17 protein-coding genes are annotated in these 24851 nt (G+C 59.3%); 9 read left to right on the top strand and 8 right to left on the bottom strand.

What is annotated here, in order from left to right; all coding sequences use genetic code 11:
• Positions 1-2 precede the first annotated feature (2 nt).
• From dcuR to ompF (ACL2XG_RS00140), 7 genes are all read left to right on the top strand, one after another.
• On the top strand, positions 3-725 hold the full coding sequence (dcuR, locus tag ACL2XG_RS00170) for a two-component system response regulator DcuR (protein ID WP_410014419.1): 723 nt from the start codon (positions 3-5) through the stop codon (positions 723-725).
• Between the two features lie 286 nt (positions 726-1011).
• Positions 1012-2352 carry an anaerobic C4-dicarboxylate transporter gene (locus ACL2XG_RS00165; RefSeq protein WP_410014418.1) on the top strand — a complete coding sequence of 447 codons (1341 nt, stop codon included), beginning with the start codon at positions 1012-1014 and terminating at the stop codon, positions 2350-2352.
• Positions 2353-2432: 80 nt separating this feature from the next.
• Positions 2433-3830: a class II fumarate hydratase gene (gene fumC / locus ACL2XG_RS00160; protein WP_413723209.1), complete on the top strand. Its 1398-nt coding sequence runs from the start codon at positions 2433-2435 to the stop codon at positions 3828-3830.
• Between the two features lie 1448 nt (positions 3831-5278).
• Complete coding sequence (gene glpA / locus ACL2XG_RS00155) at positions 5279-6952, top strand: anaerobic glycerol-3-phosphate dehydrogenase subunit A (protein ID WP_413723469.1); 1674 nt, start codon at positions 5279-5281, stop codon at positions 6950-6952.
• Positions 6942-8228 carry a glycerol-3-phosphate dehydrogenase subunit GlpB gene (gene glpB, locus ACL2XG_RS00150; protein ID WP_410016776.1) on the top strand — a complete coding sequence of 429 codons (1287 nt, stop codon included), beginning with the start codon at positions 6942-6944 and terminating at the stop codon, positions 8226-8228. The genes glpA and glpB overlap by 11 nt, the downstream gene beginning before the upstream one ends.
• Complete coding sequence (gene glpC, locus ACL2XG_RS00145) at positions 8212-9411, top strand: anaerobic glycerol-3-phosphate dehydrogenase subunit GlpC (RefSeq protein WP_413723210.1); 1200 nt, start codon at positions 8212-8214, stop codon at positions 9409-9411. Before glpB ends, glpC begins: the two co-directional genes overlap by 17 nt.
• Positions 9412-10113: 702 nt before the next feature.
• Positions 10114-11205: a porin OmpF gene (gene ompF, locus ACL2XG_RS00140; protein WP_410014414.1), complete on the top strand. Its 1092-nt coding sequence runs from the start codon at positions 10114-10116 to the stop codon at positions 11203-11205.
• A 26-nt stretch (positions 11206-11231) separates the two neighbouring features.
• On the opposite strand, the gene robA is transcribed toward ompF (ACL2XG_RS00140), so the two are convergent.
• A complete protein-coding gene (gene robA, locus ACL2XG_RS00135; RefSeq protein ID WP_410014413.1) occupies positions 11232-12143 on the bottom strand; it encodes an MDR efflux pump AcrAB transcriptional activator RobA in 912 nt (303 codons plus the stop codon).
• A gap of 711 nt (positions 12144-12854) precedes the next feature.
• Between robA and ompF (ACL2XG_RS00130) the strand changes: the two genes are divergently transcribed.
• Positions 12855-13946: a porin OmpF gene (gene ompF, locus ACL2XG_RS00130; RefSeq protein ID WP_413723211.1), complete on the top strand. Its 1092-nt coding sequence runs from the start codon at positions 12855-12857 to the stop codon at positions 13944-13946.
• A gap of 67 nt (positions 13947-14013) precedes the next feature.
• Here ompF (ACL2XG_RS00130) and ACL2XG_RS00125 read toward each other — a convergent pair whose 3' ends face one another.
• Together ACL2XG_RS00125 and ACL2XG_RS00120 are read right to left on the bottom strand one after the other, a co-directional pair.
• Complete coding sequence (locus ACL2XG_RS00125; protein WP_413723212.1) at positions 14014-15333, bottom strand: MFS transporter; 1320 nt, start codon at positions 15331-15333, stop codon at positions 14014-14016.
• Positions 15334-15385: 52 nt separating this feature from the next.
• Positions 15386-16549, bottom strand: coding sequence for an L-talarate/galactarate dehydratase (locus ACL2XG_RS00120; RefSeq protein WP_413723213.1), 1164 nt, complete (start codon positions 16547-16549; stop codon positions 15386-15388).
• 206 nt (positions 16550-16755) lie between these two features.
• On the opposite strand from ACL2XG_RS00120, the gene ACL2XG_RS00115 reads away from it, so the two are divergent.
• Entirely contained in the window at positions 16756-17715 is a 960-nt protein-coding gene (locus ACL2XG_RS00115) for a LysR family transcriptional regulator (RefSeq protein WP_413723214.1), read from the top strand.
• Here the strand turns inward: ACL2XG_RS00115 and ACL2XG_RS00110 are convergent.
• From ACL2XG_RS00110 to ACL2XG_RS00090, 5 genes are all read right to left on the bottom strand, one after another.
• Entirely contained in the window at positions 17712-19412 is a 1701-nt protein-coding gene (locus ACL2XG_RS00110) for an EAL domain-containing protein (protein ID WP_413723215.1), read from the bottom strand. The genes ACL2XG_RS00115 and ACL2XG_RS00110 overlap by 4 nt on opposite strands.
• Positions 19413-19612: 200 nt before the next feature.
• Positions 19613-21148 carry an FGGY-family carbohydrate kinase gene (locus ACL2XG_RS00105; protein ID WP_410014410.1) on the bottom strand — a complete coding sequence of 512 codons (1536 nt, stop codon included), beginning with the start codon at positions 21146-21148 and terminating at the stop codon, positions 19613-19615.
• 38 nt (positions 21149-21186) lie between these two features.
• Entirely contained in the window at positions 21187-22047 is an 861-nt protein-coding gene (locus ACL2XG_RS00100) for a class I fructose-bisphosphate aldolase (protein WP_413723216.1), read from the bottom strand.
• The gene (locus tag ACL2XG_RS00095) at positions 22031-23842 is read right to left on the bottom strand and encodes a glycerol-3-phosphate dehydrogenase/oxidase (RefSeq protein WP_413723217.1); all 1812 of its coding nucleotides are present in this window, start codon (positions 23840-23842) and stop codon (positions 22031-22033) included. The genes ACL2XG_RS00100 and ACL2XG_RS00095 overlap by 17 nt, the downstream gene beginning before the upstream one ends.
• Complete coding sequence (locus tag ACL2XG_RS00090) at positions 23836-24831, bottom strand: sugar-binding transcriptional regulator (RefSeq protein WP_413723218.1); 996 nt, start codon at positions 24829-24831, stop codon at positions 23836-23838. Before ACL2XG_RS00090 ends, ACL2XG_RS00095 begins: the two co-directional genes overlap by 7 nt.
• Positions 24832-24851 lie beyond the last annotated feature (20 nt).

The following is a 24851-nucleotide window of genomic DNA, read 5'->3' as shown; positions in this document are numbered from 1 at the left end:
CTATGATAAATACTCTGATTGTCGACGATGACGCCATGGTGGCCGAATTGAACAAATGCTACCTGAGCCAGGTCAGCGGGTTTCAATACCACGCCACCGCCTCCACCCTGCAGCAGGCGCGGTCGCTGCTGATGGCGGCCGGGGATAAAATTGATTTGGTGCTGCTGGATATTTATATGCAGCAGGATAACGGCTTGGATCTGCTGCCCATCATCCGTGAAATCAGCGAGCAAACCGATGTCTTGATTATTTCCTCGGCCACCGATGTCGGCACGGTGAAAAAAGCGTTCAAATACGGCGTGGTGGATTATCTTATCAAGCCCTTTCAGTTCGCCCGTTTTGAACAGGCGCTGGTCAGCTACCGCGAGGAGGTCAATTTACTCGACCTGCGCGAAAACTGCGCGCAGTCCGATATCGACCATTTAATTCACCATAAAACCGCCGACGCCGATCACGGCCATAAAAAATTGCCCAAAGGCCTGACCGTTATTACCCTGCGCACCATCGGCGAGTGGATTGAGCAAAGCAAGGATCGGGAATTCTCCACCGAGATGCTGGCCAACGCCATCAATATCTCCAAGGTCTCCTGCCGCAAATACCTGATATATTTGGCGGAGGCGGATATTCTAACCACCACCATTTTTTACGGCTCCATGGGGCGCCCGGTCTATTTTTATCGCTTATTGCCGGAAAAACTGGAGGCGCTGCGCCAGTGTTTCCAGTAAATGCCGCCCGCCGCATCATACCGGTGCGGCGGCGGCGGGTTTCGCCAGCAATAGTGTTTAATTCCCGCCCTTAAATCAAATTAATTATTTCACATCATAAGCATTAACATCTAAACAACAATATGATTTGCCTAAATAAGATTGGCTATAACATAAAAATATTAAATCATATTATTAACTAAAAAAAGCGTCGGTATGTGATTCAGCACAATCATTGTGGTTTTAAACGGAGTTATTTGTTAAGCAGTGAATTTAAATAAAGTTATTAAACAAAGGAAAAGTACAAATGGCATTTTTTATTCAACTGGCCGTTATTCTGGCCTGTCTGTTATACGGCGCCAGAAAGGGCGGTATCGCCCTCGGCCTCCTGGGCGGTATCGGGCTGGTTATCCTGGTCTTCGTCTTCCATCTCGAACCCGGTAAACCCCCGGTCGACGTCATGCTGGTGATTATCGCCGTGGTCGCCGCCTCCGCCACCCTGCAAGCCTCCGGCGGCCTGGACGTCATGCTGCAAATCGCCGAGCGACTCCTGCGGCGCAACCCCAAATACGTCTCCATCGTCGCCCCCTTCGTCACCTGCTGCCTGACCATCCTCTGCGGCACCGGCCATGTGGTCTACACCATTTTGCCCATCATCTACGACGTGGCGATTAAAAATAATATCCGCCCAGAACGTCCCATGGCCGCCAGCTCCGTCGGCGCCCAGATGGGCATTATCGCCAGCCCCGTGTCGGTCGCGGTGGTCTCCCTGGTGGCCATGCTCGGCAATGTGTCTTTTAACGGCCGCCACCTCGACTTCCTCGACCTGCTGGCCATCACCGTTCCCTCCACCCTGTGCGGCATCCTGGCCATCGGCATTTTCAGCTGGTTTCGCGGCAAGGACCTGGATAAGGACGAGGTGTTCCAGAAATTTATCGCCGACCCCGAAAACCGCCACTATGTCTACGGCGATACCGCCACCCTGCTCAACCAGAAGCTGCCGCGCAGCAACTGGGTGGCGATGTGGATTTTCCTCGCCACCATCGCCGTCGTCGCGCTGCTGGGCGCGATGCCGCAGCTGCTGCCGGTGTTCGGCGGCAAACGGCTGTCGATGGTATTGGTTATCCAGATGTGCATGCTGTTTTCCGGCGCCCTGATTATCATCGCCACCAAGACCAACCCGGCGGCCATCTCGAAAAACGAAGTCTTCCGCTCCGGCATGATTGCCATCGTGGCGGTCTACGGCATCGCCTGGATGGCGGAAACCATCTTCGGCGCGCACCTGGCCGAAATCGAAGCCAGCCTCGGCGCCATTATCAAGGTCCATCCCTGGGCCTACGCGCTGGCGCTGCTGGTGGTCTCGAAGTTCGTCAACTCCCAGGCCGCGGCGCTGGCGGCGATTGTGCCCCTGGCCCTGGCCATCGGCGTCGACCCGGCCTATATCGTCGCCTCGGCGCCCGCCTGCTACGGCTATTATATCCTGCCGACCTATCCCAGCGACCTGGCGGCTATCCAGTTTGACCGTTCCGGCACCACCCATATCGGCAAGTATGTCATCAACCACAGCTTTATCCTGGTGGGCCTGCTTGGCGTGGGCGTCTCAAGCCTTGTCGGCTGGATCCTGGCCGCCGCCTACGGCTTTTTATAAACACGACTCGCATCGCGCGGCGCGGCGGATGGAACACCCGCCGCGCGATTTATTTTTGTTTATCGCATAAGGATCACATTATGGAAAATATCCGCACTGAAAAAGACTCCATGGGCGCCGTCGAAGTGCCCGCCGACCGGCTATGGGGGGCGCAGACCCAGCGCTCGCTGGAGCATTTCCGCATTTCGCAGGAAAAGATGCCGGCGGAGCTTATCGCTGCGCTGGCCATGACCAAACGCGCCGCCGCCCAGGTGAACCTGGACCTGGGCCTGCTGGCCCGCGACAAGGCGCAGGCCATTATCACCGCCGCCGACGAAGTGCTGGCGGGAAAGCATCCGCAGGAGTTTCCGCTGTCCATCTGGCAAACCGGCTCGGGGACCCAGACCAATATGAATATGAACGAGGTGCTGGCCAACCGCGCCAGCGAACTGTTGGGCGGGGAGCGCGGCGATACGCGCCTGGTGCATCCCAATGACGATGTCAATAAAAGCCAGAGCTCGAACGACGTGTTCCCCACCGCGCAGCATGTGGCGGCGGTGATTGCCCTGCGCACTCAATTATTGCCGCAGCTGGCTACGCTGCGGGCGTGCCTGGAACAAAAGGCCGAAGCGTTCAGCGACGTGGTGAAAATCGGGCGCACCCATTTGCAGGACGCCACCCCGCTGACCCTGGGACAGGAAATTTCCGGATGGGCGGCAATGCTCGGCCACAGCGCGCGGCATATCGAGGCGACGGTACCGCATCTGAGCGAACTGGCGCTGGGCGGCACGGCGGTGGGCACCGGCCTTAACACCCATCCGGAATATGCCGTACGGGTGGCGAAGGCCCTGGCGGAGCTGACCGGGCAGCCGTTTGTCACCGCACCGAACAAGTTCGAGGCGCTCGGCTCATGCGACGCCCTGGTACAAGGACACGGAGCGCTCAAAGGACTGGCCGCGTCGCTGTTCAAAATCGCCAACGACGTGCGCTGGCTCGCCTCCGGGCCGCGCTGCGGCATCGGCGAAATCGCCATCCCGGAAAACGAGCCCGGCAGCTCGATTATGCCCGGCAAGGTCAACCCCACCCAATGCGAGGCCATGACCATGCTGTGCGCGCAGGTTATGGCCAATGATGTGGCGGTGAACTTTGGCGGCGCGTCGGGCAATTTTGAACTGAATGTCTTCCGGCCGCTTATTTCGCATAATATGCTGCAATCCATCCGCCTGCTGGCCGACGGCATCAGCAGCTTTACCCGGCACTGCGCCGGCGGCATCGAACCCAATCGGGCACGCATCAGCCAACTGCTGAATGAATCGCTGATGCTGGTCACCGCGCTCAATACCCATATCGGGTATGACAAAGCGGCCGAGATTGCCAAAAAAGCCCATAAAGAGGGGCTGACGCTAAAAGCGTCGGCGCTGAAACTGGGCTATGTCTCAGAGACGGAGTTCGACCAATGGGTACGGCCCGAGGCGATGATCGGCAGCTCCGTTAAATAGGCCCGCGCGGCGCTTTCCCTGTAAAGCGTTTAAACTGATGTTCCCGCCGCCCGGCGTCCGGGTGGCGGATTTTTCCCCTGATAATGATTAAACCCGCGGAGGGTTGCGCTTGCGGCTTATGCTGTGGGGCGGGGTTTCGTTTGCCGTGCGTTAGGGGACCATGCGTCAGGGGGCGCTAGGGCATTCGCTTGCCGTGCGCTAGGGCATATGTCGCCTCGGCGAAGGTTTCGCTTGCCGTGCGTTCGGCGGTTATATGGAATGCCGGGTGCCGGCAAGCGACAAAGAGGCCGTACCGCGACGGCCTCCTTGACCTCCGCGCGCCCGGCAGATCGCGCGTCGCTGCGCGATACCTTCCGACGCCCGTTCCCCCGTTATGCACCGGCCCGTTATGCGCTCCCGGCGCAACGGGCCTTTCGCCGCTCCCAGCGGCTCATGCCGGGGGCACAGGCGCCGTCAGCGCGCTTTATGCCGGTCCACATGTCGCTGTTCGCACGGCATATTATGTAGCAATAGCGGCGCTGTTGTTTTGGATAAGGTCTGGCGTCGGAATGCGATTGACCGTTATGGAATACACCGGGTATGGAATGTATCTGACACAACGAAAAGTTGGACATATAGTCATACAGTCATGCAGTCATGCAGTCATGCAGTAAGGCCATCATCATTCATCATTCAACTTTAAGCTTAAGTTTTAGCAATAAGCATTACGCTTTCAGCCATTAGCCATTAACCATCAGGCTGTAAACTTTAGCGCAAAATGAATACTGATACCTTTCCCGGTAAGTGCATGCCGCAAGAAACCCAAAAACGCTATTTTACTCACAGGCGATGGTGTTGACCTGGTGCCGGCATAGAGTGCGCCGGCGGCGCACATCGCGGCTGGATGAGCCGCCGGGAGCGGCGAAAGCTAAGGGCCGCGCCGGGAGCGCGTCCCGTGCGGTCCAAAAGCCGGGATGGGTGATGCCGGGAACCGCGCAGCGGCGCACGATCTGCCGGAAGCGCGGAGGTCAAGGAGGCCGTCGCGGTACGGCCTCTTTGTCGCTTGCCGGTGCCCGGCAATACATACGAACACCTCACGTACGGCAAGCGAAACCTTCGCCGAGGCGACATATGCCCTAGCGCACCCTAACGCACGGCACGCGAAACCCACGCCACGGCAGCATAAACCGCCCCATAAGCCACAAACGAACCCCACGCCGTAGCCACATAAACTGCCCCGCCAGCCACAAACGAAACCCCCGCCGCATTGCCCCGCGTCCCTGCTTTCGGCCCGCGCTAAACGGCCGCCGACATTGCCGCGAGCCAACGAGCCAATAAAGTAAGTAATCGCGCTTTTTATTTTCGTTTATTGTTCGTTATTGTTCTTTATCACACAAATCCTGTCCATTTTATGCGTTAATCCTACTATAACCATCCGCTCACTAGGGGATTAATCTATGGGAGAGAATATGAGCAACCGTTATTCCCATGAGGAGACGGACGTCATTATCATCGGCGGCGGCGCCACCGGGGCGGGGATCGCACGCGACTGCGCCCTGCGTGGGCTGCGGTGCCTGTTGCTCGAGCGTGACGATATCGCCGCCGGCGCCACCGGCCATAACCACGGCCTGCTGCACAGCGGCGCGCGTTACGCCGTCACAGACAGCGAATCCGCCCGCGAATGCATCGAAGAAAACCGCATCCTCAAACGTATCGCCCATCACTGCGTCGAGGCCACCGACGGCCTGTTTATCACCCTGCCGCAGGATTCGCTGGCGTATCAGCAACGATTTATCGCCGCCTGCCTGGATGCCGGCATCGAGGCGCAGGCCATCGATCCGCAGCTGGCCCTCAGGCAGGAACCGGCGGTCAATCCGGCGCTTATCGGCGCGGTGCGGGTGCCGGACGGCACCGTCGATCCGTTTCGCCTGACCACCGCCAATATGATCGACGCGCGCGAGCATGGCGCGCGTTTTTTAACCTACCACAGCGTCACGGGGCTTATCCGCCAGGGCGATCGGGTGCGCGGCGTGCGCGCGTTCGACCATGCCTGCGGCCAGACACATGATATTTACGCGCCGGTGGTCGTCAACGCCGCGGGGATCTGGGGACAGCATATCGCCGAATACGCCGACCTGCGCATCCGCATGTTCCCGGCCAAGGGCGCGCTGCTGATTCTCGGACACCGCATCAACAACCTGGTCATTAACCGCTGCCGCGCCCCGGCCGATGCCGATATCCTGGTGCCGGGCGATACCATTTCCCTCATCGGCACCACCTCCACCCGCGTCGATTACGGCGATATCGACCGGCTGACGGTCACCCCCGACGAGGTTGACCTGTTGCTGCGCGAAGGCGCGCTGCTGGCGCCGCGCCTGGCGCACACGCGCGTGCTGCGCGCCTATGCCGGCGTGCGGCCGCTGGTGGCCAGCGACGACGATCCTTCCGGGCGCAACGTCAGCCGCGGCATTGTCCTGCTGGACCATGCCAAACGCGATGGTTTGGAGGGCTTTATCACCATTACCGGCGGCAAGCTGATGACCTATCGCCTGATGGCCGAATGGGCCACGGATACGGTCTGCGCCAAGCTGGGCATAACAGTGCCCTGCACCACGGCGCAACACGCCCTTCCCGGATCCAGGAAACCGGCGCAAGAGGCCGGGCGCGCCGCCGGCCCGCTGCCCGCCAGCATCTCCGGCTCCGCCGTTTATCGCCACGGCGATCGCGCCAACCAGGTACTGTGGGGCGACCGCCAGGCCAACAACCTGGTCTGCGAATGCGAGGCGGTCACGGCGGGAGAAGTCCGCTACGCGGTGGAGGCCCTGAACGTCAATAACCTCATCGACCTGCGCCGCCGCACGCGCGTCGGCATGGGCACCTGCCAGGGCGAGCTGTGCGCCTGCCGCGCCGCCGGGCTGTTAACCCGTCTTAACGTCGCCACCCCGCGCCAGTCCATCGGCCAGCTGTCGGCGTTCCTGAATGAGCGCTGGAAAGGCATCAGGCCGGTGGCCTGGGGAGACGCGCTGCGCGAAAGCGAATTTACCAGTTGGGTCTATCGTGGCCTGTGCGGTTTGGACGGCGATGCCCGTCACGCCGCCCGGGACGATAGCCAAAAGAACACGGAGGCCGATGATGGAATTTGATGCCGTGGTAATTGGCGGCGGCCTGGCCGGGCTTAGCTGCGCCGTCAGTCTGGCGGAACAAGGCCACCGTACGGCGGTGGTCAGCGCCGGGCAAAGCGCGCTGTATTTCTCTTCCGGCTCGCTGGATCTGCTGTCGCGCCTGCCGGACGGCACGCCGGTGGCGTCCCCCCCCGACGCGCTGGCGGCGCTGGCGGAACAGGCGCCGCAGCATCCCTATAGCCTGCTGGGCGCGCGCGAGGTCATGGCCCGGGCCGCGGACGCGCAGGCGCTGCTGGCCCGTTGCGACATTGCGCTGACGGGCCGGGCGCAGCATAACCATCAGCGCATTACGCCGCTGGGCACCCGCAAGGCAAGCTGGCTCAGTCCCGAAGAGGTGCCGGTAACGCCCTGGGACGGCATCCTGCCCTGGCAAAGGGTGGCGGTGATAGACATCGAGGGTTTTCTGGATTTCGAGGCCAGCATCGCCGCCGCCTCCCTCGCGGCGGAGCAAGGCATACATGCCGTTGTGGCCTGCCTGCGCCTGCCCGCGCTCGACCGGCTGCGCGCCAATCCCAGTGAATTTCGCGCGGTTAATATCGCCAGGGTACTGGATTTGCCTGAGAATATCCCGGCCCTGGCCGCCGAGCTTGAACGCCTGGCGGGGGACGCGCAATGCCTTATTCTGCCGGCCTGTATCGGACTGGACTCGCCGCAGCCGCTTGAACGGCTGCGCGGACTCGTCAATCGGCCAATCTACCTGCTGCCGACCCTGCCGCCCTCGCTGTTAGGCATCCGGTTGTTCCAGGCGCTGCGCCGGCGCCTTAACCGGCTGGGCGGCGTCTTTATGCCGGGCGACAAGGTATTGAAGGCGCGGTTCGCGGGCCGGCGCATCATCAGCGTTTCCACCCGCAACCACGCCGATATCCCGGTGCGCGCGCGCCAGGTGGTGCTGGCCAGCGGCAGTTTTTTCAGCAATGGACTGGCGTCCACCCATGAGCGGGTCTATGAACCGGTGTTTGGTCTGGACATGTTTGGCGACGGGGAGCGGGATACCTGGAGCCGCGCCGATTTTTTCGCCCCCCAGCCCTATCTGCAGTTCGGGGTTAAAACCGATGACCGCCTGCGGGCGCTGCTTGGCGGTGAACCGCTGGAAAACCTGTATGCCGTCGGCGCGGTGCTTGGCGGCTATGACCCGTTAAGCCAGGGCTGCGGCGCGGGGGTTTCTTTGGTAAGCGCGCTGCACGCCGCGGGAAGGATCGCCGTTACGCTTGAGGAAAATCATGAGCCTGCCCTTTGATAACAGCTTTGAGAGCTGCCTGAAATGTACCGTTTGCACCACCTATTGCCCGGTATCACGGGTCAATCCGCTGTATCCCGGGCCGAAGCAGGCGGGGCCGGACGGCGAACGGCTGCGCCTGAAGGATCCGGCGCTGTACGACGACGCGCTGAAATATTGCTCCAACTGCAAGCGCTGCGAGGTGGCCTGTCCGTCCGAAGTACGCATCGGCGATATTATCCAGCGGGCCAAGGCCCGCTACAGCGCGCACAAACCTAGCCTGCGCGACGCCATTCTCAGCCATACCGACATCATGGGGTCCCTTTCCACCCCCCTGGCGCCGGTGGTGAATATGGCCACCGGACTGAAACCGGTGCGGCGGCTGCTGGATAAAACGTTAAAAATCGACCATCGCCGCCAGTTGCCGACATACTCATTCGGCACCTTCCGCCGCTGGTACCGCCAGGAGGCCGATATCCAGCGGCAGTATGCCGAACGGGTGGCTTTTTTCCACGGCTGTTTCGTCAATTACAACCACCCGCAGCTGGGCAAGGATTTGATCAAGGTGCTGAACGCCATGGATATCGGGGTGCAGCTGTTAAAACGCGAGAAATGCTGCGGCGTGCCGCTTATCGCCAACGGCTTTATCGCCCAGGCGCAAAAACAGGCGCGGGTCAACGCCGCCTCGCTTGAACACGCGGTGCTGGAGCACGGCATGGCGGTGGTGGGCACCTCGTCCAGCTGCATCCATGCCCTGCGCGAGGAGTATCCCCATCTGCTGGACGTGGATACGTCGGCGGTGCGCGAGCGTGTCGAGCTGGCCACCCGCTATATCTACCGCCGGCTCGAGGCGGGCAAAGCGCTGGACCTGAAGCCGCTGCGGCTGCGGGTGGCCTACCACACCCCCTGCCATATGGAAAAAATGGGCTGGGCGCTGTATACCCTGGAACTGCTCAGGCGCATCCCCGGCCTCGACCTGGTGGTGCTGGACTCGCAGTGCTGCGGCATCGCCGGCACCTACGGTTTCAAATCGGAGAATTATGCCACCGCGCAGGATATCGGCGCCCCGTTGTTCCAGCAGATCGAACGCAGCGGCGTCGACCTGGTGGTGACCGACTGCGAAACCTGCAAGTGGCAAATCGAGATGTCCACCGGCAAGCCCTGCGAGCATCCGATAACGCTGCTGGCCCGCGCTCTGGCCTGACCTCCCCGGCCGCGCCGGGGATCGGGGGGTTACCGATGGCCGCCCCAACCGATCGCCGCATGCCGGGCGGTTGCGGGCGGCGCCTTCCCGCCTCTGGGCCAGGCGCATATATTCCCGCACCCGGTTGCTGACAATGTCACCGCCGGCCGATTACCGCCGGCTTTGCATCCCATGATTTGATAACACAAGAATATATTCATTAAAAAAAATTGTTATTTAAAATTCATTGCTTGTTTCGGCTTAAGATACCCATGAATAAATGCGTTAAAATTACCCCCCCCGGACCAGGCAGCCTATATCGGCATGCCCGCCGTAAAGTTTTAACATCATTAATAGCGCAATTACAATTGATTACCCTATGGATACCAGTAACCACCTATTCAGTGAAAAAATCTAATTATTGCCGTAATATCCAATACCTTGCTGAATGCCGCTTAAGTTTTTTTTATTAATTTCCTTTAAAGCAGTGAATTATAATATTTATGACGAGATCACAAAACCTAATATTTAACGTTCCGTTTATTAAAAAAAAGGCGTTATTATTTTATCTCCCAATGGTGCTTCCTGTGTCTGCTTGATGCGCTTCCGCCCTGGCCGCGGGATGAAAAAGGCCAGGGCAACACACCCTTATCTCCGGTATGCAGGCAGTGGCGCGGGCTAACGTCCGTATTAAATAAAAATATTTTATAAGGTATCCCTCCGATGAAATATACCCTACTAGCAGTGATGATCCCGGCCCTGCTCGCGTCGGGGGCCGCAAGCGCGGCCGAAGTATTTAACAAAGACGGCAATAAACTGGATATGTACGGTAAAGTCGACGGCCTGCATTATTTCGCCGGTGATGACGGCTATGCATCCGATGGCGATCAGTCCTATGTGCGTTTCGGTTTTAAAGGCGAAACCCAAATCAACGATCAGGTCACCGGCTTTGGCCAATGGGAATATAATATACAAGCTAACAAAACCGAGGGCGGCAATGATGCCACCGACGGCACCAAAACCCGTTTGGGTTTTGCCGGCTTGAAATTTGCCGATTACGGTTCATTTGACTACGGCCGTAATTACGGCGTGGTGTACGATGCCCTGGGCTGGACGGATATGTTGCCGGAGTTCGGCGGTGAAACCGCTTATTCCGATAACTTTATGGTCGGCCGTACCACGGGTGTTGCCACCTACCGTAATACCAATTTCTTCGGCCTGGTCGACGGCCTGGGTTTTGCCCTGCAGTACCAGGGTAAAAACGATCGGTCGGATATCGCCCGCGCGAACGGCGACGGCTACGGCGGTTCAATTTCGTATATGTCGCCCATCGGTGTCGGCATTGTCGGCGCCTACTCCTCCTCGGATCGCACCAATAGCCAGAATCTTGCTCCCTACGGCCAGGGCAAGCGCGCGGAACAGTGGGCGACGTCGCTGAAATATGACGCCAATAATATCTATCTTGCCGCCACCTATGGCGAAACGCGCAGGGCCACCTATATCAACGGCACAACCCCGGCCGGCGTCGGGGTGACGGGTTTTGCCAACCAGACTCAGGATATCCTGCTGGTGGCGCAATATCAGTTCGACTTCGGTCTGCGTCCGTCCATCGGCTATACCAAGTCCAAAGCGAAGGACGTCGAAGGCATCGGCAATGTTGACTTGATTAAATACTATGAAGTCGGCGCCACCTATTACTTCAACAAGAACATGTCGACCTATGTCGATTATATCATTAACCGTATTTACGAGGACAACCAGCTAAGCCGTAACCGCGGCAACGTCGTGGCGCTGGGCCTGGTATATCAGTTCTAGCCGGCCCGTAAGACACGCACATCCGGTTACGCCGCCGGTCCCTGTACTGGCATGACGTCGGCGGCGGCAGTCTGCAGAATGGGGATCAGGTAATCACAGTGGATTTCGCCGCTGCCGTCATCGTTACTGGATGACGGCCAGCGGTGGAAACGTTCGATATCATAGCCGTCGCGCCGCACCATGCGCATCAGCGGCAGGCAGACACTGTAGAGATCCATAATAAATCCCTGCAGCCCCCCCGCCGGCCCCAGGTAGGTAAACAAGGCATAATCGCCGGCGTTCAATGAAAGTTCCTGCAGATTATCGCTTTTGACCGGCAAAAACGCCGGTTCGGCGGCGGTGGTATAAAACACTTCGTTTTCACCGTTCTTGTCAACGGCGGGACGAGAGTAACACAGGCCGTAAACCACCGGCGGGCTGCTTTGCGCCTCTTCCAGGAAAGTGCGCCAGAACTGCGCGCGCAGCTCGGCACGGTGACGGCTTAACTGCTCCAGCGTGCAGGTGTAGCTGCGGGTAATGCCTTCCAGCCTCAACGCCGGCAGCATAACGATTTCAGCCGGGGCATAGGCGCAGGAGGCGCGGCCTATCGGCGGCTGGATGCCGAAAAAATCCCAGCGCAACGAACGCCGGTAAAAGGCCGGCGTTTGCTGGAACTGCTTTTTAAACGCGCGGGTAAAGGTTTGCTGTGATTCAAAATGATATTGCAGCGCAATGTCCGCCAGCGACCGGCTGGTGAGACGCAGCGCCATGGCGGCATGGGACAGGCGCCGGGCGCGGATATACGCGCCGAGCACCTGGCCCGTCGTCTCTTTGAATTTTCGCTGCAAATGCCATTTGGAATAACCCGACCTGGCGGCTACGTCGTCCAGCGATAGGGGTTTGTCCAACTGCTCTTCCAGCCAGGCCAGCAAATCGCCAATAATCCCGGATCGGTTCATAAAAAACCTTATGCCTCAAAATCTTTATATCGCGGTAGAATCCCCGATAAAAGAGAAATAACTAAAGCGATTATTCCCTGTTTAATCCCAAGATTCTATCTATTATTTTATTCATTAATCATGCTGTTATGACAGTTAATGCTTTTTTTGACGCGACATGCAGCGACTTTACATAAAATGACAATTCTCGCCTGAGATATAAGCAGTGTTAAATCTTCCGCGTGAACTATAAATGCTATTTTTGACCTTAAATGGCAATTGCCATACTATTAGGAATCTTTTTAACATATTGTGCCAAAATTATCCTCTGGTGCCTTTTTTAACGTTTGATGCTATTATCCACATAATAACAAATAGTTACTTTTAATAATATATTGAAAAACCATCCTGTATAAAAATGTCATTTTTAGCCGTAAGTGTTATTTTTGACATTTAGTGTCATATAACTTTTATATATTAATTGCAAACCAACGTCTTTGATTACAATAGTTAAACACCGATCACAAAATTTCATATTTTGCGTTTCGCTTTTTAAATAAATAGCGTTAATATTTCTTCTCCCATTGGTGCTTCCTGTGTCTACTCGATGCGCTTCCGCCTTGGCCACGGGATGAAAAAGGCCAAGGCAACAAATCCTTATCTCCAGTGTTCAGGCAGTGGCGCGGGCACAGGCCCGTATTAAATAAAAATACTTTATAAGGTATCATTTCGATGAAATATAGCATCCTTGCAGTGATGATCCCGGCTTTGTTAGCGTCGGGAGTAGCCAGCGCGGCTGAGGTGTATAATAAAGACGGCAATAAACTGGATTTGTACGGCAAAGTGGACGGTCTGCATTACTTTGCCGATGACGATGGCTACGCGTCCGACGGCGATCAGTCTTATGTGCGTTTCGGCTTCAAAGGCGAGACACAAATCAACGATCAGCTGACCGGCTATGGCCAATGGGAATATAACATCCAGGCTAACAAAACCGAAGGCGGCGACGATGCCACCGACGGCACCAAAACCCGTTTGGGTTTTGCCGGCTTGAAATTTGCCGATTACGGTTCATTTGACTACGGCCGTAATTACGGCGTGGTGTACGATGCCCTGGGCTGGACGGATATGCTGCCGGAGTTCGGTGGTGAAACCGCCTACACCGATAACTTTATGGTCGGCCGTACCACGGGTGTTGCCACCTACCGTAATACCAATTTCTTCGGCCTGGTCGACGGCCTGGGTTTTGCCCTGCAATACCAGGGTAAAAACGATCGGTCGGATATCGCCCGCGCGAACGGCGACGGCTACGGCGGTTCAATTTCGTATATTTCGCCCATCGGTGTCGGCGTTGTCGGCGCTTACTCTTCCTCGGATCGCACCGATAGCCAGAACCTGGCCACCGTTGGCCAGGGCGACCGTGCCGAACAGTGGGCGACGTCGCTTAAATATGACGCCAACAACCTTTATCTGGCCGCCACTTATGGCGAAACCCGTAACGCCACCTATATCGACGGCACGACCCCGGCCGGCGTCGACGTCGTGGGCTTTGCCAACAAAACCCAGGATTTCCTGCTGGTGGCGCAATATCAGTTCGACTTCGGTCTGCGTCCGTCCATCGGCTATACCCAGTCCAAGGCTAAGGACGTTGAAGGCATCGGCGACGTTGACTTGATTAAATACTACGAAGTCGGCGCCACCTATTACTTCAACAAGAACATGTCAACCTATGTTGATTACATTATCAACCGCATCGACGACGATAACTCCCTTGGCGTCAACAGCGGCGACGTTGTGGCCCTGGGCCTGGTTTATCAGTTCTGATTCAAGTGTCGCATTATCGACGGCCCGCAGCGATGCGGGCCGTTTTTTTTCCATTGTTGCGATCCCGCTATTCGTTTATCTCTAACCGTTTAAGCGGACCGACGATAAAAAGATAGGCGCAGGTGCCGGTGATGCCCATCAATCCGACGTACAAAATGGCGTAATCAAACGAACCGGTGGCCGACAGGATATAGCCAATCAGCAACGGCGTGATAATACTGGCGATATTACCGAAAAAATTAAACAATCCGCCGGCAATGCCCAGCACTTCCTTGGGGGATGTGTCGCTTAATATGCACCAGCCCAGATTGCCGAATCCCTTGGCAAAAAACGCCACGCTCATGACAAACACCACGACAATATCAGAACTCACAAAATTGGCGCCGACGATCGCGCTTGAAAGCACCATCCCTGCCATGATGGGCGTTTTACGCGCAAAAGTCAGGCTGCATCCTCTCCTGAGCAGGTAATCTGAAAACAATCCGCCCAGGATACCGCCGATAAAACCGGCCACGGCGGGAATGGACGCCACCATTCCCACTTTGATAATGGTCATACCCCGCGCCTGGTAAAGATAGGTGGGAAACCAGGTCAGAAAAAACCAGGTAATCGACGTGAGGCAGAACTGGCCGATATACACCCCCACCATCATTCGGTTGCAAACCAGCGCCTTGACATGCCGCATGTTGATTGCCGAGGCGTTACGCGCCGCGCTCAGATCGGGAATACCGCCGCCGGAACGGATATAGTCTATCTCGGCGGCGTTAACGTCCCGATGCCGCACCGGATCGCGCACATACCACAGCCAGGCGAGACCGATGGCGATGCCGGCGCTGCCAATATAATAAAAAATATAATGCCAACTCAGCGTTTGTAGGATCCAGGTCATCAGGGGCGTAAAAAGCGCCAGGGAAATATATTGCGCCGCGGAATAAATGGACGTGGCGAACGCGCGTTCCTTATTGGGAAACCATTGCACCGTCAGGCGACTATTGGCCGGAAACGCCGGAGCCTCCACCGCGCCCATCAGGAAGCGCAGGACAAACAGAATAATAAACGGCGAGGTAAACAAATAGACGTAACCCTGCAGCACCGTAATCGCCGACCAGACGATCAGGGCAACGCCATAGACTAACCTCGCCCCCAGTTTATCCAGCACCCAGCCGCCCGGGATCTGCATCAGTACATACGCCCAGCCAAACGCCGAAAACGCCCACCCCATAGTGCTGGCGTCAAAACCCAGTTCCTTACTCATAAATGGAGCGGCAACGGACAGGGTGGCCCGATCGACATAATTAAACACCGTGGCCAGAAAGATAAAGCCCAGGATGATAAACCGAATATTGGATTTTTTTACCTTAGCGACTGCCTTGTTTTCCAATGACATGTGGGTATGCTCCCATGGTTATTTTTTTGCTGTAGGGTACGTTTCGGCGTGATTAACAATCCCTTTTATCGATGGTAGCCCGCGCGACAGTCCATGCGGCGGATTGCTCATGCAGCGTAAAACCCAGTCCAGGTCGGTCAGGTACCATCATATGGCCATCGCGGATGATAAAGCGTTCGTTAAATACAGGCTCAAGCCATTCGAAATGTTCGACCCAGGTTTCATGGGCGTAGGCGGCGGCCAGATGCAGGTGAATTTCCATGACAAAATGCGGCGCCATCATCAGGCCGCGGTTTTCGGCCAGCGCGGCTATTTTCAAAAAGGGAGTAATGCCGCCGATGCGCGGGGCATCGTGCATCAGTAAATCAACCGCACCGGTATTGATATACTCGGCCACTTCATTGACGCTGGTGAGCATTTCGCCGGTGCCGACAGGCGTAATCAACTGTGCCGACAGCGCTCCGTGTCCCTCGACGTCATAGGCGTCAAGCGGTTCTTCTATCCACTGCAGTTCGAACTGCTCCAGCGCCTTTCCCATGCGCAGGGCGGTGGCGCGATCCCATTGCTGATTGGCGTCCACCATCAGCGGCACGTCATCCCCCAGCGCCTTGCGCACCTGCTCGACGCGACGCAGATCCAGCCTGCGGTCAGGATGCCCCACTTTCATTTTGATGCCGCCCATACCGCGCGCCAGGGACTGTGCCGACTTGTCGATGATTTCCTCCACCGAGGCCTGTAAATAGCCGCCTGAGGTGTTATAACACCGCACTTCATCGCGATGGGCGCCCAGGAGCTTGGCTAGCGGTAGTCCGGCCCGTTTCGCCTTCAGATCCCATAGCGCCGTGTCCATGGCCGCAATGGCTTGGGTCGCCACGCCGCTGCGCCCGACAGATGCCCCGGCCCAGATCAGCTTGCTCCACAGGCGGGCGATATCGTTGGGATCCTCGCCGATTAATGCCGGCGCCACCTCCCTGGCATGGGCAAACTGCGCCGGCGCGCCGGTACGTAGCGTATAGGTAAAGCCCAGTCCGCTGAAGCCCTGCTCGGTGTCGATTTGCGCAAACAGTAACGCCACGTCCTTTAAGGCTTTCTGCCGCCCGGTAAGGACTTTGGCATCGCTGACCGCAATGTTTAACGGCACGTTGACGGAGGATAATGTAATACTGCGGATATGATCGGATGAAGGGCGCTGGCCCCCGATGATGTGTTGCGCCATGGTTTTTCCTTGCTAGGTGGGTAAAAACACGCGCCGGCGTGGACGAATCACGGATGAGGCCATGACGGTCAAGAATAAAACTGACGTGACGTCATCAAAGTGTCCCGTATCGCACGTTTTTCCAGCGGCTCCAGCTGTTATCTTGTCCCGGGCGACTAATACTGTCTATTTCATTCAGGGCATGGATTAATACGGGAATTGAATCAATGTTTGAGTTAGGCCAGTTACGCTGCTTCACCACGGTGGCGATGGAATTGAGCTTCAGGCGGGCCGCGGAGCGGTTAAATATGACCCAGCCGCCGCTCAGCCGGCAGATACAATTGCTGGAACATCAGTTGGGAGTGCAACTCTTTGAACGCACTACCCGTTCCGTCATCCTGACACCGGCGGGAAGGGCCTTTTTTATCGAGGCCAATTATTTACTGGAACGTGCGCAAAGCGCCGTCGCCAATGTCAAACGGATCGCGCTGGGCGAGATCGGTGCTATTACTATCAGTTTCGTATCTTGCGCGGTATATGAATTCCTGCCGGGGGTGATCAACCGGGTGAAGTTAAGCCACCCGCAAATTGATATCAACCTGCGGGAGATGCCCACCACCGAGCAGCTGGAGGGAGTACGGTTACGTCAGGTCGATATCGGCATAGTACGCGCCGGCCACAGCCGGCACGGCTACCTATGCGAAAGCCTGCTAAAGGAACCCTTTGTCCTGGCCGTGCCGCGCGGCCATCCGCTGGCCTTGGCAGAGAAGATAGTACCGCGGGATCTGGATCGGCAACCTTTTATCACGTATGCGCTTTCGTCCTGGCAGCCCTTTTATGAACTCTTCGCCGGTGTATTCAGGGCAAACGACGTCCAGCCCCGCTACGTACACCAAATCGGCTCCACCGTCACCATTCTGTCACTGGTAAACGGGGGCATGGGGCTAGCGCTGGTTCCGGCCTGCGCCGCGCGTATTCGTTTTGAAAATGTGGTATTCAGGGAAATCGAGCTGGGTGAACGCATATTTAGCGAACTGTCGCTTATCTGGCGCGACGATAATGATAACCCGGTTTTGCCGGTGTTGCTGGACGCGCTGCGCCGCACGGTGGATGGCTCAGCGCCATGGCGAATGGCTAAGGCCGCCGCCGCGCATGGCCCTGGCGCCGAGGTTCATTACCGGGGCTAGCCTTTGATTTCCCGCTCGTTGTCCCCGTCCAATTGGCCGCTGCGGGAGATATCGCCAAGCAGTTGCTCCAGTTTTTCCTCCGACAGCGGTTTGGAAAATAAGAACCCCTGCAGCTGGGTACAGCCGGCGTCCACCAGAAATTGCTGCTGCTCGGGCGTCTCCACCCCTTCGGCAATCACCTCGAGGTTCAGTTTTACCCCCAGGTGGGAGACGGCGGTGACGATGGCGGCGGTGTCCTTTAACTGGGTGACGAACTGCACGAAGGAACGATCGATTTTTACGCTGTCGACGACGATATCTTTCAGCAGGCTGAGGCTGGAATAACCGGTGCCGAAATCATCCAGGGAAATCCGCACCCCTGCCTCGCGCAGCAGGACCAGTTGATGTTTGCTGTTGGCATCGGAATTCATGATGGCCGTTTCGGTAAGTTCCAGCTCCAGGCGTTCCGGCGGGAAACGCAGCTCGGCCAGCAGCGCCAGCACCATACGGGCGAATCCGCCGTCGCGCAGCTGAATAGGCGACACGTTGACCGACAGCGATAAATCGCCCCAGCGCAGCATCTCGCGGCACGCCTGGCGCAGAATAAACTTGCCCAGGGGAATAATCAGCCCGGTTTCCTCGGCCAGGGGCACGAACTGCACCGGGGAAATTTCGCCCAGCTCCTCGTCATGCCACCGCGCCAGCGCCTCTACGCCGATAATATGGTTGTCGGCGGCGCGAATCAGCGGTTGGTAGGCGCAGGTAATATCCCGGCCCGACGACAGGGCGTTGGCCAGCGCCTTTTCCATGCGCCGCTTGCTGCTCAGGCTGGCGTCGAGCGACTCGGAATAGAAACAGTGCACGTTTTTACCCTGCCGTTTCGCCTCATACAGGGCGGCGTCCGCCTTGCGCAGCAGTTCGCCGGCGGTGATAACCGCCTCGGTAATCACCGTCACGCCCACCGATACCGTGACAAAAGGCGACGCGCCGGTCAGCGTAAACGGCGTTTGCGTCAGGTTGACGATCCGGCGGCACAAGTCTTCCGCCTGGGCGCTCGCGAGGGGGTTATCGGTGAGCAGGGAAAACTCGTCGCCGCCCATCCTGGCGACCAGGCTTGCCTCCGGCGCCACGCCCTGCAGCCGGCGGGCAAATTCGCACAGCACAAAGTCCCCGGCCTGGTGGCCGTAGGTATCGTTAATATTTTTAAAACCGTCGAGATCCATCAGCAGCAGCAGGCCGCCGGCATGCTTGCCGACCCCGGGCACCACCACCTGGTTGAGCTGTTCATAAAGCGCGGTGCGGTTGTGCAGTCCGGTCAGGATATCATGGTAGGCCAGGTAACGGGTCTGGGCCTCGGATTCGCGCAGGATGGTAATATCATTGAGCGAGACCAGCACATAGGGCACGTCATGAAAGATAATGCGCGAGCAGCGCACCATCATCGACGTCTGCCCATTGTTCCGGTTCAGCATCTGATGCTCGTATTCCACATCTTCACCGGTTTCCAGAACGTAACGATCCCGCTCGGTAATGATGTCCACCAGCTTATCGTCAAGGCCGGCCAGCGGAGAATGCCCCAGCATCTCCCCCGGCGATTTACCGAATAACTCGCAGGCTTTGCGATTCAGGAACACCACCCGCTGCTGTTCATCTTTCAGGAATGTGGCGTCAGGCAGCGCGTTCAATACCGCCTGGCAGACTGCAAGATTATTAAACATGGCATGGGCATCCCGTATGAATCGGTACCCCAAGATTAGCAGATTTGTCCCTGCCTGCGCACAAGTTTACCGCCGGTGTCCCCGCGCTCACGAGACGGTATGATCGGACGCGCGGTGTCGCCGCCAGGAAAGCGGGCGGCGCTCCCGTCCTGAGCGCGCCCCGGCGACAAACAGCTCCGCCCGATCCGGACGCGTCCACGTCAGGATGGCGCGGCGGTGGCGGCCGCGGACGGCGTTTCCCGCCCGTCGGCTTCCTCGTCCCACAGATCGCCCATGGCCAGCTCCAGGCGTTTAAACAACCGGTAGCGGGTGGAATGGAAAGCGTGCAAAGCCTCGTCCGGCAGGTAGCCGGTCGGGGTAAGGGTGACCGCGTGGGCCACGCCCGCCGACATATCGGCATAGACTCCCACCCCGACCCCGGCGCAAATCGCCGCGCCCAGCGCGCCGGTTTCGCTACAGTCCGCCACCCGAATCGGGATGCCCAGCACATTGGCGAACATTTGCGGCCAGATGCAGCTGCGCGCCGCGCCGCCCGAGAGGGTCGCCCGCGTAAAGGGGATACCCGCGGCGCGCAGCCGGTCGATATGGGCGCGATGGGCGAAGGTGACGCCTTCAAACAGCGCAAACAGCATATCGGCGCGGGTATGCCAGCCGTTCAGGCCGTAAAAACCGGCTTTCGCCGGGCCGTCCTTGCGCCCGGAGTAGAGATAGGGATGGTATAACGGCAACTGGACGCTGGGCTTGACCGCCGCGACGCTGGCGCTGCAGCGCGCCGCGCCGCCGCCGTCGCGGCCGTCGTCGAACTCGCGGATAAACCAGTCCAGGTTGGCGGCGGAGGTGGCGCTGGCTTCGATGGCCATATAGCGGTCCCGCTCAATAATGGAATTCATAAATACCGGGCGCCGGTAATTTGGCGCGTCCACGACCACCTGGTTGATGCTCCAGGTGCCGGCGACTATGGACGCCTCGCCGGTATGCACCACCCCAGAGCCGATGGCGCTGGCCACCACGTCGAAAATGCCCGCCACCACCGGGATGCCGCGCGGCAGGCCGGTAAGCCGCGCCGCCCGCGCGGTGACATGTCCCCTGATATCGCAGGATTCACGCAGCGCCGGCAGCAGCGGCAGCGCATCGGCCAGATCATAAAGCGCCATCAGTTCGGCATCATATTGGCGGGTGCGGTAATTGAGCAGGCCCGATCCCGCCGCGTCCGAGACCTCGCCCGACGCGACGCCGCTTAAGAAATGGCCGATCACGTCTTTGGCAAACAGCACCGTGCCGATGCGCCGGTACAGATCCGGGGCATGGCGCTTCAGCCAGCTGAGCAGCACCGGCGTGGCCGCGGCCCAGGGCTTTTGCAGGCAGCATTGATAAATGGCCCCGGCAAGGCCCGCCTGTTCCAGTTCCCGCACCAGGCCGGCGGCCCGGCTGTCGATGGACTGAATGCCGATAAGCGGCTCCCCTGCCTGATCGAGCGCATACAGGCCGTTGCCGTGACCCGCCGCGCCCACGGCGATAACCTTACGCGGATCAACGGCTGCGCGCGCCAGGCAATCGCGGATCGCCTGCGTTGCGCCCTGGTAGATATCCGCCAGCGGACGTTCGGCGTAGCCGGGGCGGGGTTGATGTGTGGCGCCGCCGCGCTCCGCCACCGCCAGCACCCGGCCGCGTAGGTCGAACAGCACGGCTTTGATCATGGTATTACCGGCATCTATACCTAACAGACATGCGTCCATATAACGTCTCCACAGAGAAGGGTACGATGGCGCACGGCTTAAGCGCCGGAACCGGCCTGGCCGCGCCGGTAGATCTCAAACGCGGTGGGACCATCGGCGCCCTGGTGGATAATGGCCATCAGGGCCCTGACCACCTGGGCGGGATTACTGTGCTGGTACACGTTGCGGCCATAGACCATGCCGCTGGCGCCCTGGGCCATCAGGCCGGCGGTTTTTTCCAGCACCGTCTCCAGCCGGCCCTTGCCGCCGCCGCGAACCAGCGTCGGGCAGCGGGCGGCCTGCACCACGCGGTGGAAATCCTCCACCCGGTCGGTGGGATCGGCCTTGACGATATCGGCCCCCAGTTCCCGGGCCAGGCGCACCAGCGGCACGATTTTCTCCACATCGCCAATCGAGGCGTAGGCGGCGCCCTGCCCGGCCGGGGCCATCACCAGCGGCTCTATCATCAGCGGCATGGCGTATTTATCGCAGGCATGGCGCAGGCGGCCGATATTTTCCACGCACTGGCGGAAGATGCCCGGCTCGTCGGGGATCATATACAGGTTAACCACCACCGCCGCCGCGTCCAGTCGCAGCGCGGCCAGGATCGGCTCCTCCGGATTGTGCAGCACCGCCCACATCTCGCGATGGCGCGCGCTGTTATAGGCGTTGCCCACGTCGGCGCGCATCACCAGCGCCGGCTTGCCGGGCTGGTCGACCCCGGCCAGCAGATCGGCCTGGCCGTAATTAACCTGGATGGCGTCCGGCCCGGCGGCGACCAGGCTGGCCATCACGGCGCGCATATCCTCCAGGCCGACGAGGAAATCCGGCTCGTTGGCGATACCGTGATCGATGGCCACGTCCAGGCAACGCCCCTGGCGGAACAGACGGCTCATGCGGGCTTTAGGATTGAATGACATCGGGCGCTCCTTGGGCGGATGGATGGGGGATGGGTTGCGGCGCGGGCGCCGCCAGCCGCGCCAGGCCGTGACGCCCGGCAAGGCTCTCCAGGGCGGCGGCAAGGCTGGCGCGCCGTTCATCGTCGCTTAAGCCCAGCGCCTGCGCCACGATTTCCGTGACTTCGGCGACAAGCTCAGGGGTCAGTTCGCCGGCAATGGCCATGGCGGTGCGGCGCACCAGCACATCTTCCGGCCTCACCACCTGCTCGCGGGCGATCAGGAAGCGCAGCTCATTGACCGTATAGCCGGGATGATGGCGCAGCGGACGATCGGGCGATCGGGTGACGAAATCCAGCAGCGCGGTCACGCGGCCACCGTAACGGGATACCCATTGGGCCACCCGCGCCGCATCGCTATGATAATGCGCCGCCAGTTCCCCGATCCAGGCCGGTCGCTCCGCCTGGCCGGGTAAATCCCGGCCGCCGCCGATGGCCAGGTCTTCCGTCGTCACCCGGCGCCGCTCGCCCAGGTGGCGCAGCGCCAGATCCGCCGCCTGGGCGCCGAAGGCGCGGAAAGTGGTCCACTTTCCGCCCACCAGGCACAGGGTGGTAAACGGCCGCCCGGGCGCCGGGGGAATGACCTTAAGGGAGTGATTGCGGGAAATGCGGCCGTTCACGGTGGTATCGCTCACCGGCAGGGGACGGATGCCGCAAAAGGTATACAGGATCTCCTCGTCGGCGATGGCGATACGCGGAAAGACAAAGCGCAGCGAGTCGAGGATATAGCGCTTTTCATCCTCCGCGCAAATCACGTCGTCCGGATCGTCGGTGCGGATATCCGTGGACCCGACCAGTACATTGCCGAAGTAGGGAAACAGAATGCATACCCGCCCCTCCTGGTTTTCGTAATACACCATGCCGCCGTTTAACGCCGCCAGCAGCCGGGCGTTGCGCACGATAAGATGCGACCCCTTGGTGCCGCCGATAAGCCGCGGCGCCGGGGCCGCGGGGCTCAGCACCCCGTTAAGCCGGTCAATCCAGGCGCCGGTGGCGTTGATCACCAGTTCCGGCGCCAGGGTAAAGGTTTCGCCGCTCTGGCCGTCGCGCAGGGTCACCACCCCGTCGTCCATGCCCGCCAGGCTAAGATAATTGATCGCCAGCGCCTGCGGATTGGCCCGTTCGCTGTCCTCGATAAGTTCGATCCCCAGCCGCTCCGGATAGTTGATCCAGGCGTCATAATAGGTGGCGCTGCATTTGACCCAATCGTTGAATTCCGGCCATTGGCGACGGGTTTCGCCGCCGCCCGTCAGCCGATGGCGTGGCATGGCGCCCTGCGCGCGCGTATACAGATCGTAGAGCGAAAGGCCGGCCTTGATCACCATGGCCCCCCGGCGCGACGGCCGCTCGGTCAGGCCGACAAAGCGCTTGCCGGCGTTCACCAATCCGGAACAGTAGGAATCAATGGGCACAGTGGTGCGCAGCGGCATTACATAGTGCGGGGCGTTTTTCAGCAGCCGGTCGCGCTCGACCACCGATTCCTTGACCAGGGCAAACTCACCGGTCTCAAGATAACGCAGCCCACCGTGGATCATGCGCGACAGCGCTCCGCTGGCCGCCTGGCACCAGTCCCCCTGCTCCACCAGAATGGCGGGAATGCCCTGCAGCGCCAGTTCGCGGAAGGTACTGATGCCGTTAATGCCGCCGCCGACGATCAGCACCGGCGTCGCGCGGCGGCGGCGCAGCTCGGCCAGGCGCCCGGCGCGGTCGGACAGGGTCGCCGCCTGCGGGTCTTCCGTGGAATTCGTGCTGTTTAACATGCTGCCTCCTGTTGAGGATCCGGCGACGACAGTTCGATAATGCCCGCGGCGGTGGATTCATCGGTGACGATGCCCTTGAGATAGCGTCCGCGCAGCACGCTGCTGGCCGGTTCGATTTTATCGCTGCCCGCCGCCACGGCAAACGAAAAGGGAATATGCCGCAGTTCTTCCAGGGTCAGGCTCACCAGCCGCTGGTTATCGGCAAAACAGGCGGGCTGTCCCTGCGCGTCCAGCAGATGCGCCAGCACCTCGCTGCGCGCCCCGCTGGTCTCGACGCTGGCTTGAGCATGCCGCACCGATGGGTTTAAATCATAATAACTGGAGCTGGAGGCATGGATCGATCCCAGGCCGACGATGGCGATATCGGCTTCGCGCGCCTGCTGCAACACCTGATGCACCTGGCTGACCTCCATCAGCATTTGCCGCTGCGCAGGCGTATCGGCAAAGAGCGGCGCGTGGATTTGATACGCCTTGCCGCCAAGTTTGGCCGCCAGTTCGGACGCCACATGGTTGACGTCGGTATAGTGTTTGCCCTGCACGCAGCCCAGGGCGGGCACCACGTCGACGCGAAACCGGCGCGGCGTGGACAGGGCGTCCACCATGGCGCTGACGCCCTTGCCGCCGGTGAGGGCAATGGTATCGCCGTCCTTGACGCGGCTGAGCAGGAAATCCGCCGCCGCCGCGCCCACCACGTGCAAATCGGCGTCGTCGCCGCCTGTCACATTGGGCGCCACCACCACGTCCTGCAGCCCGCCGATGCGCGCCAGATCCCGCTCCAGCTGATGGGCGGAAAGAAACGGCGAGCGGATGGTAATCTCCACCATGCCTGTGTCCCTGCCCTGGCGGATCATCCGGTTAACGGTGGCCACCGATAAATGGGTGTGTTCCGCTATCTCCGACTGCTTTTTACCGTCCAGGTAATACATCACCAGTACCCGGTAGATCTGGCGCGTCAGGGTAAACGACGGCGGCTCGATAAAATTATCCATTAACATCACTCCCGGAATCG

Source organism: Sodalis sp. RH24 (assembly GCF_047324145.1).
Classification (GTDB): Bacteria; Pseudomonadota; Gammaproteobacteria; order Enterobacterales; family Enterobacteriaceae; genus Acerihabitans.
This window is presented reverse-complemented; position numbering and strand designations above follow the sequence as displayed.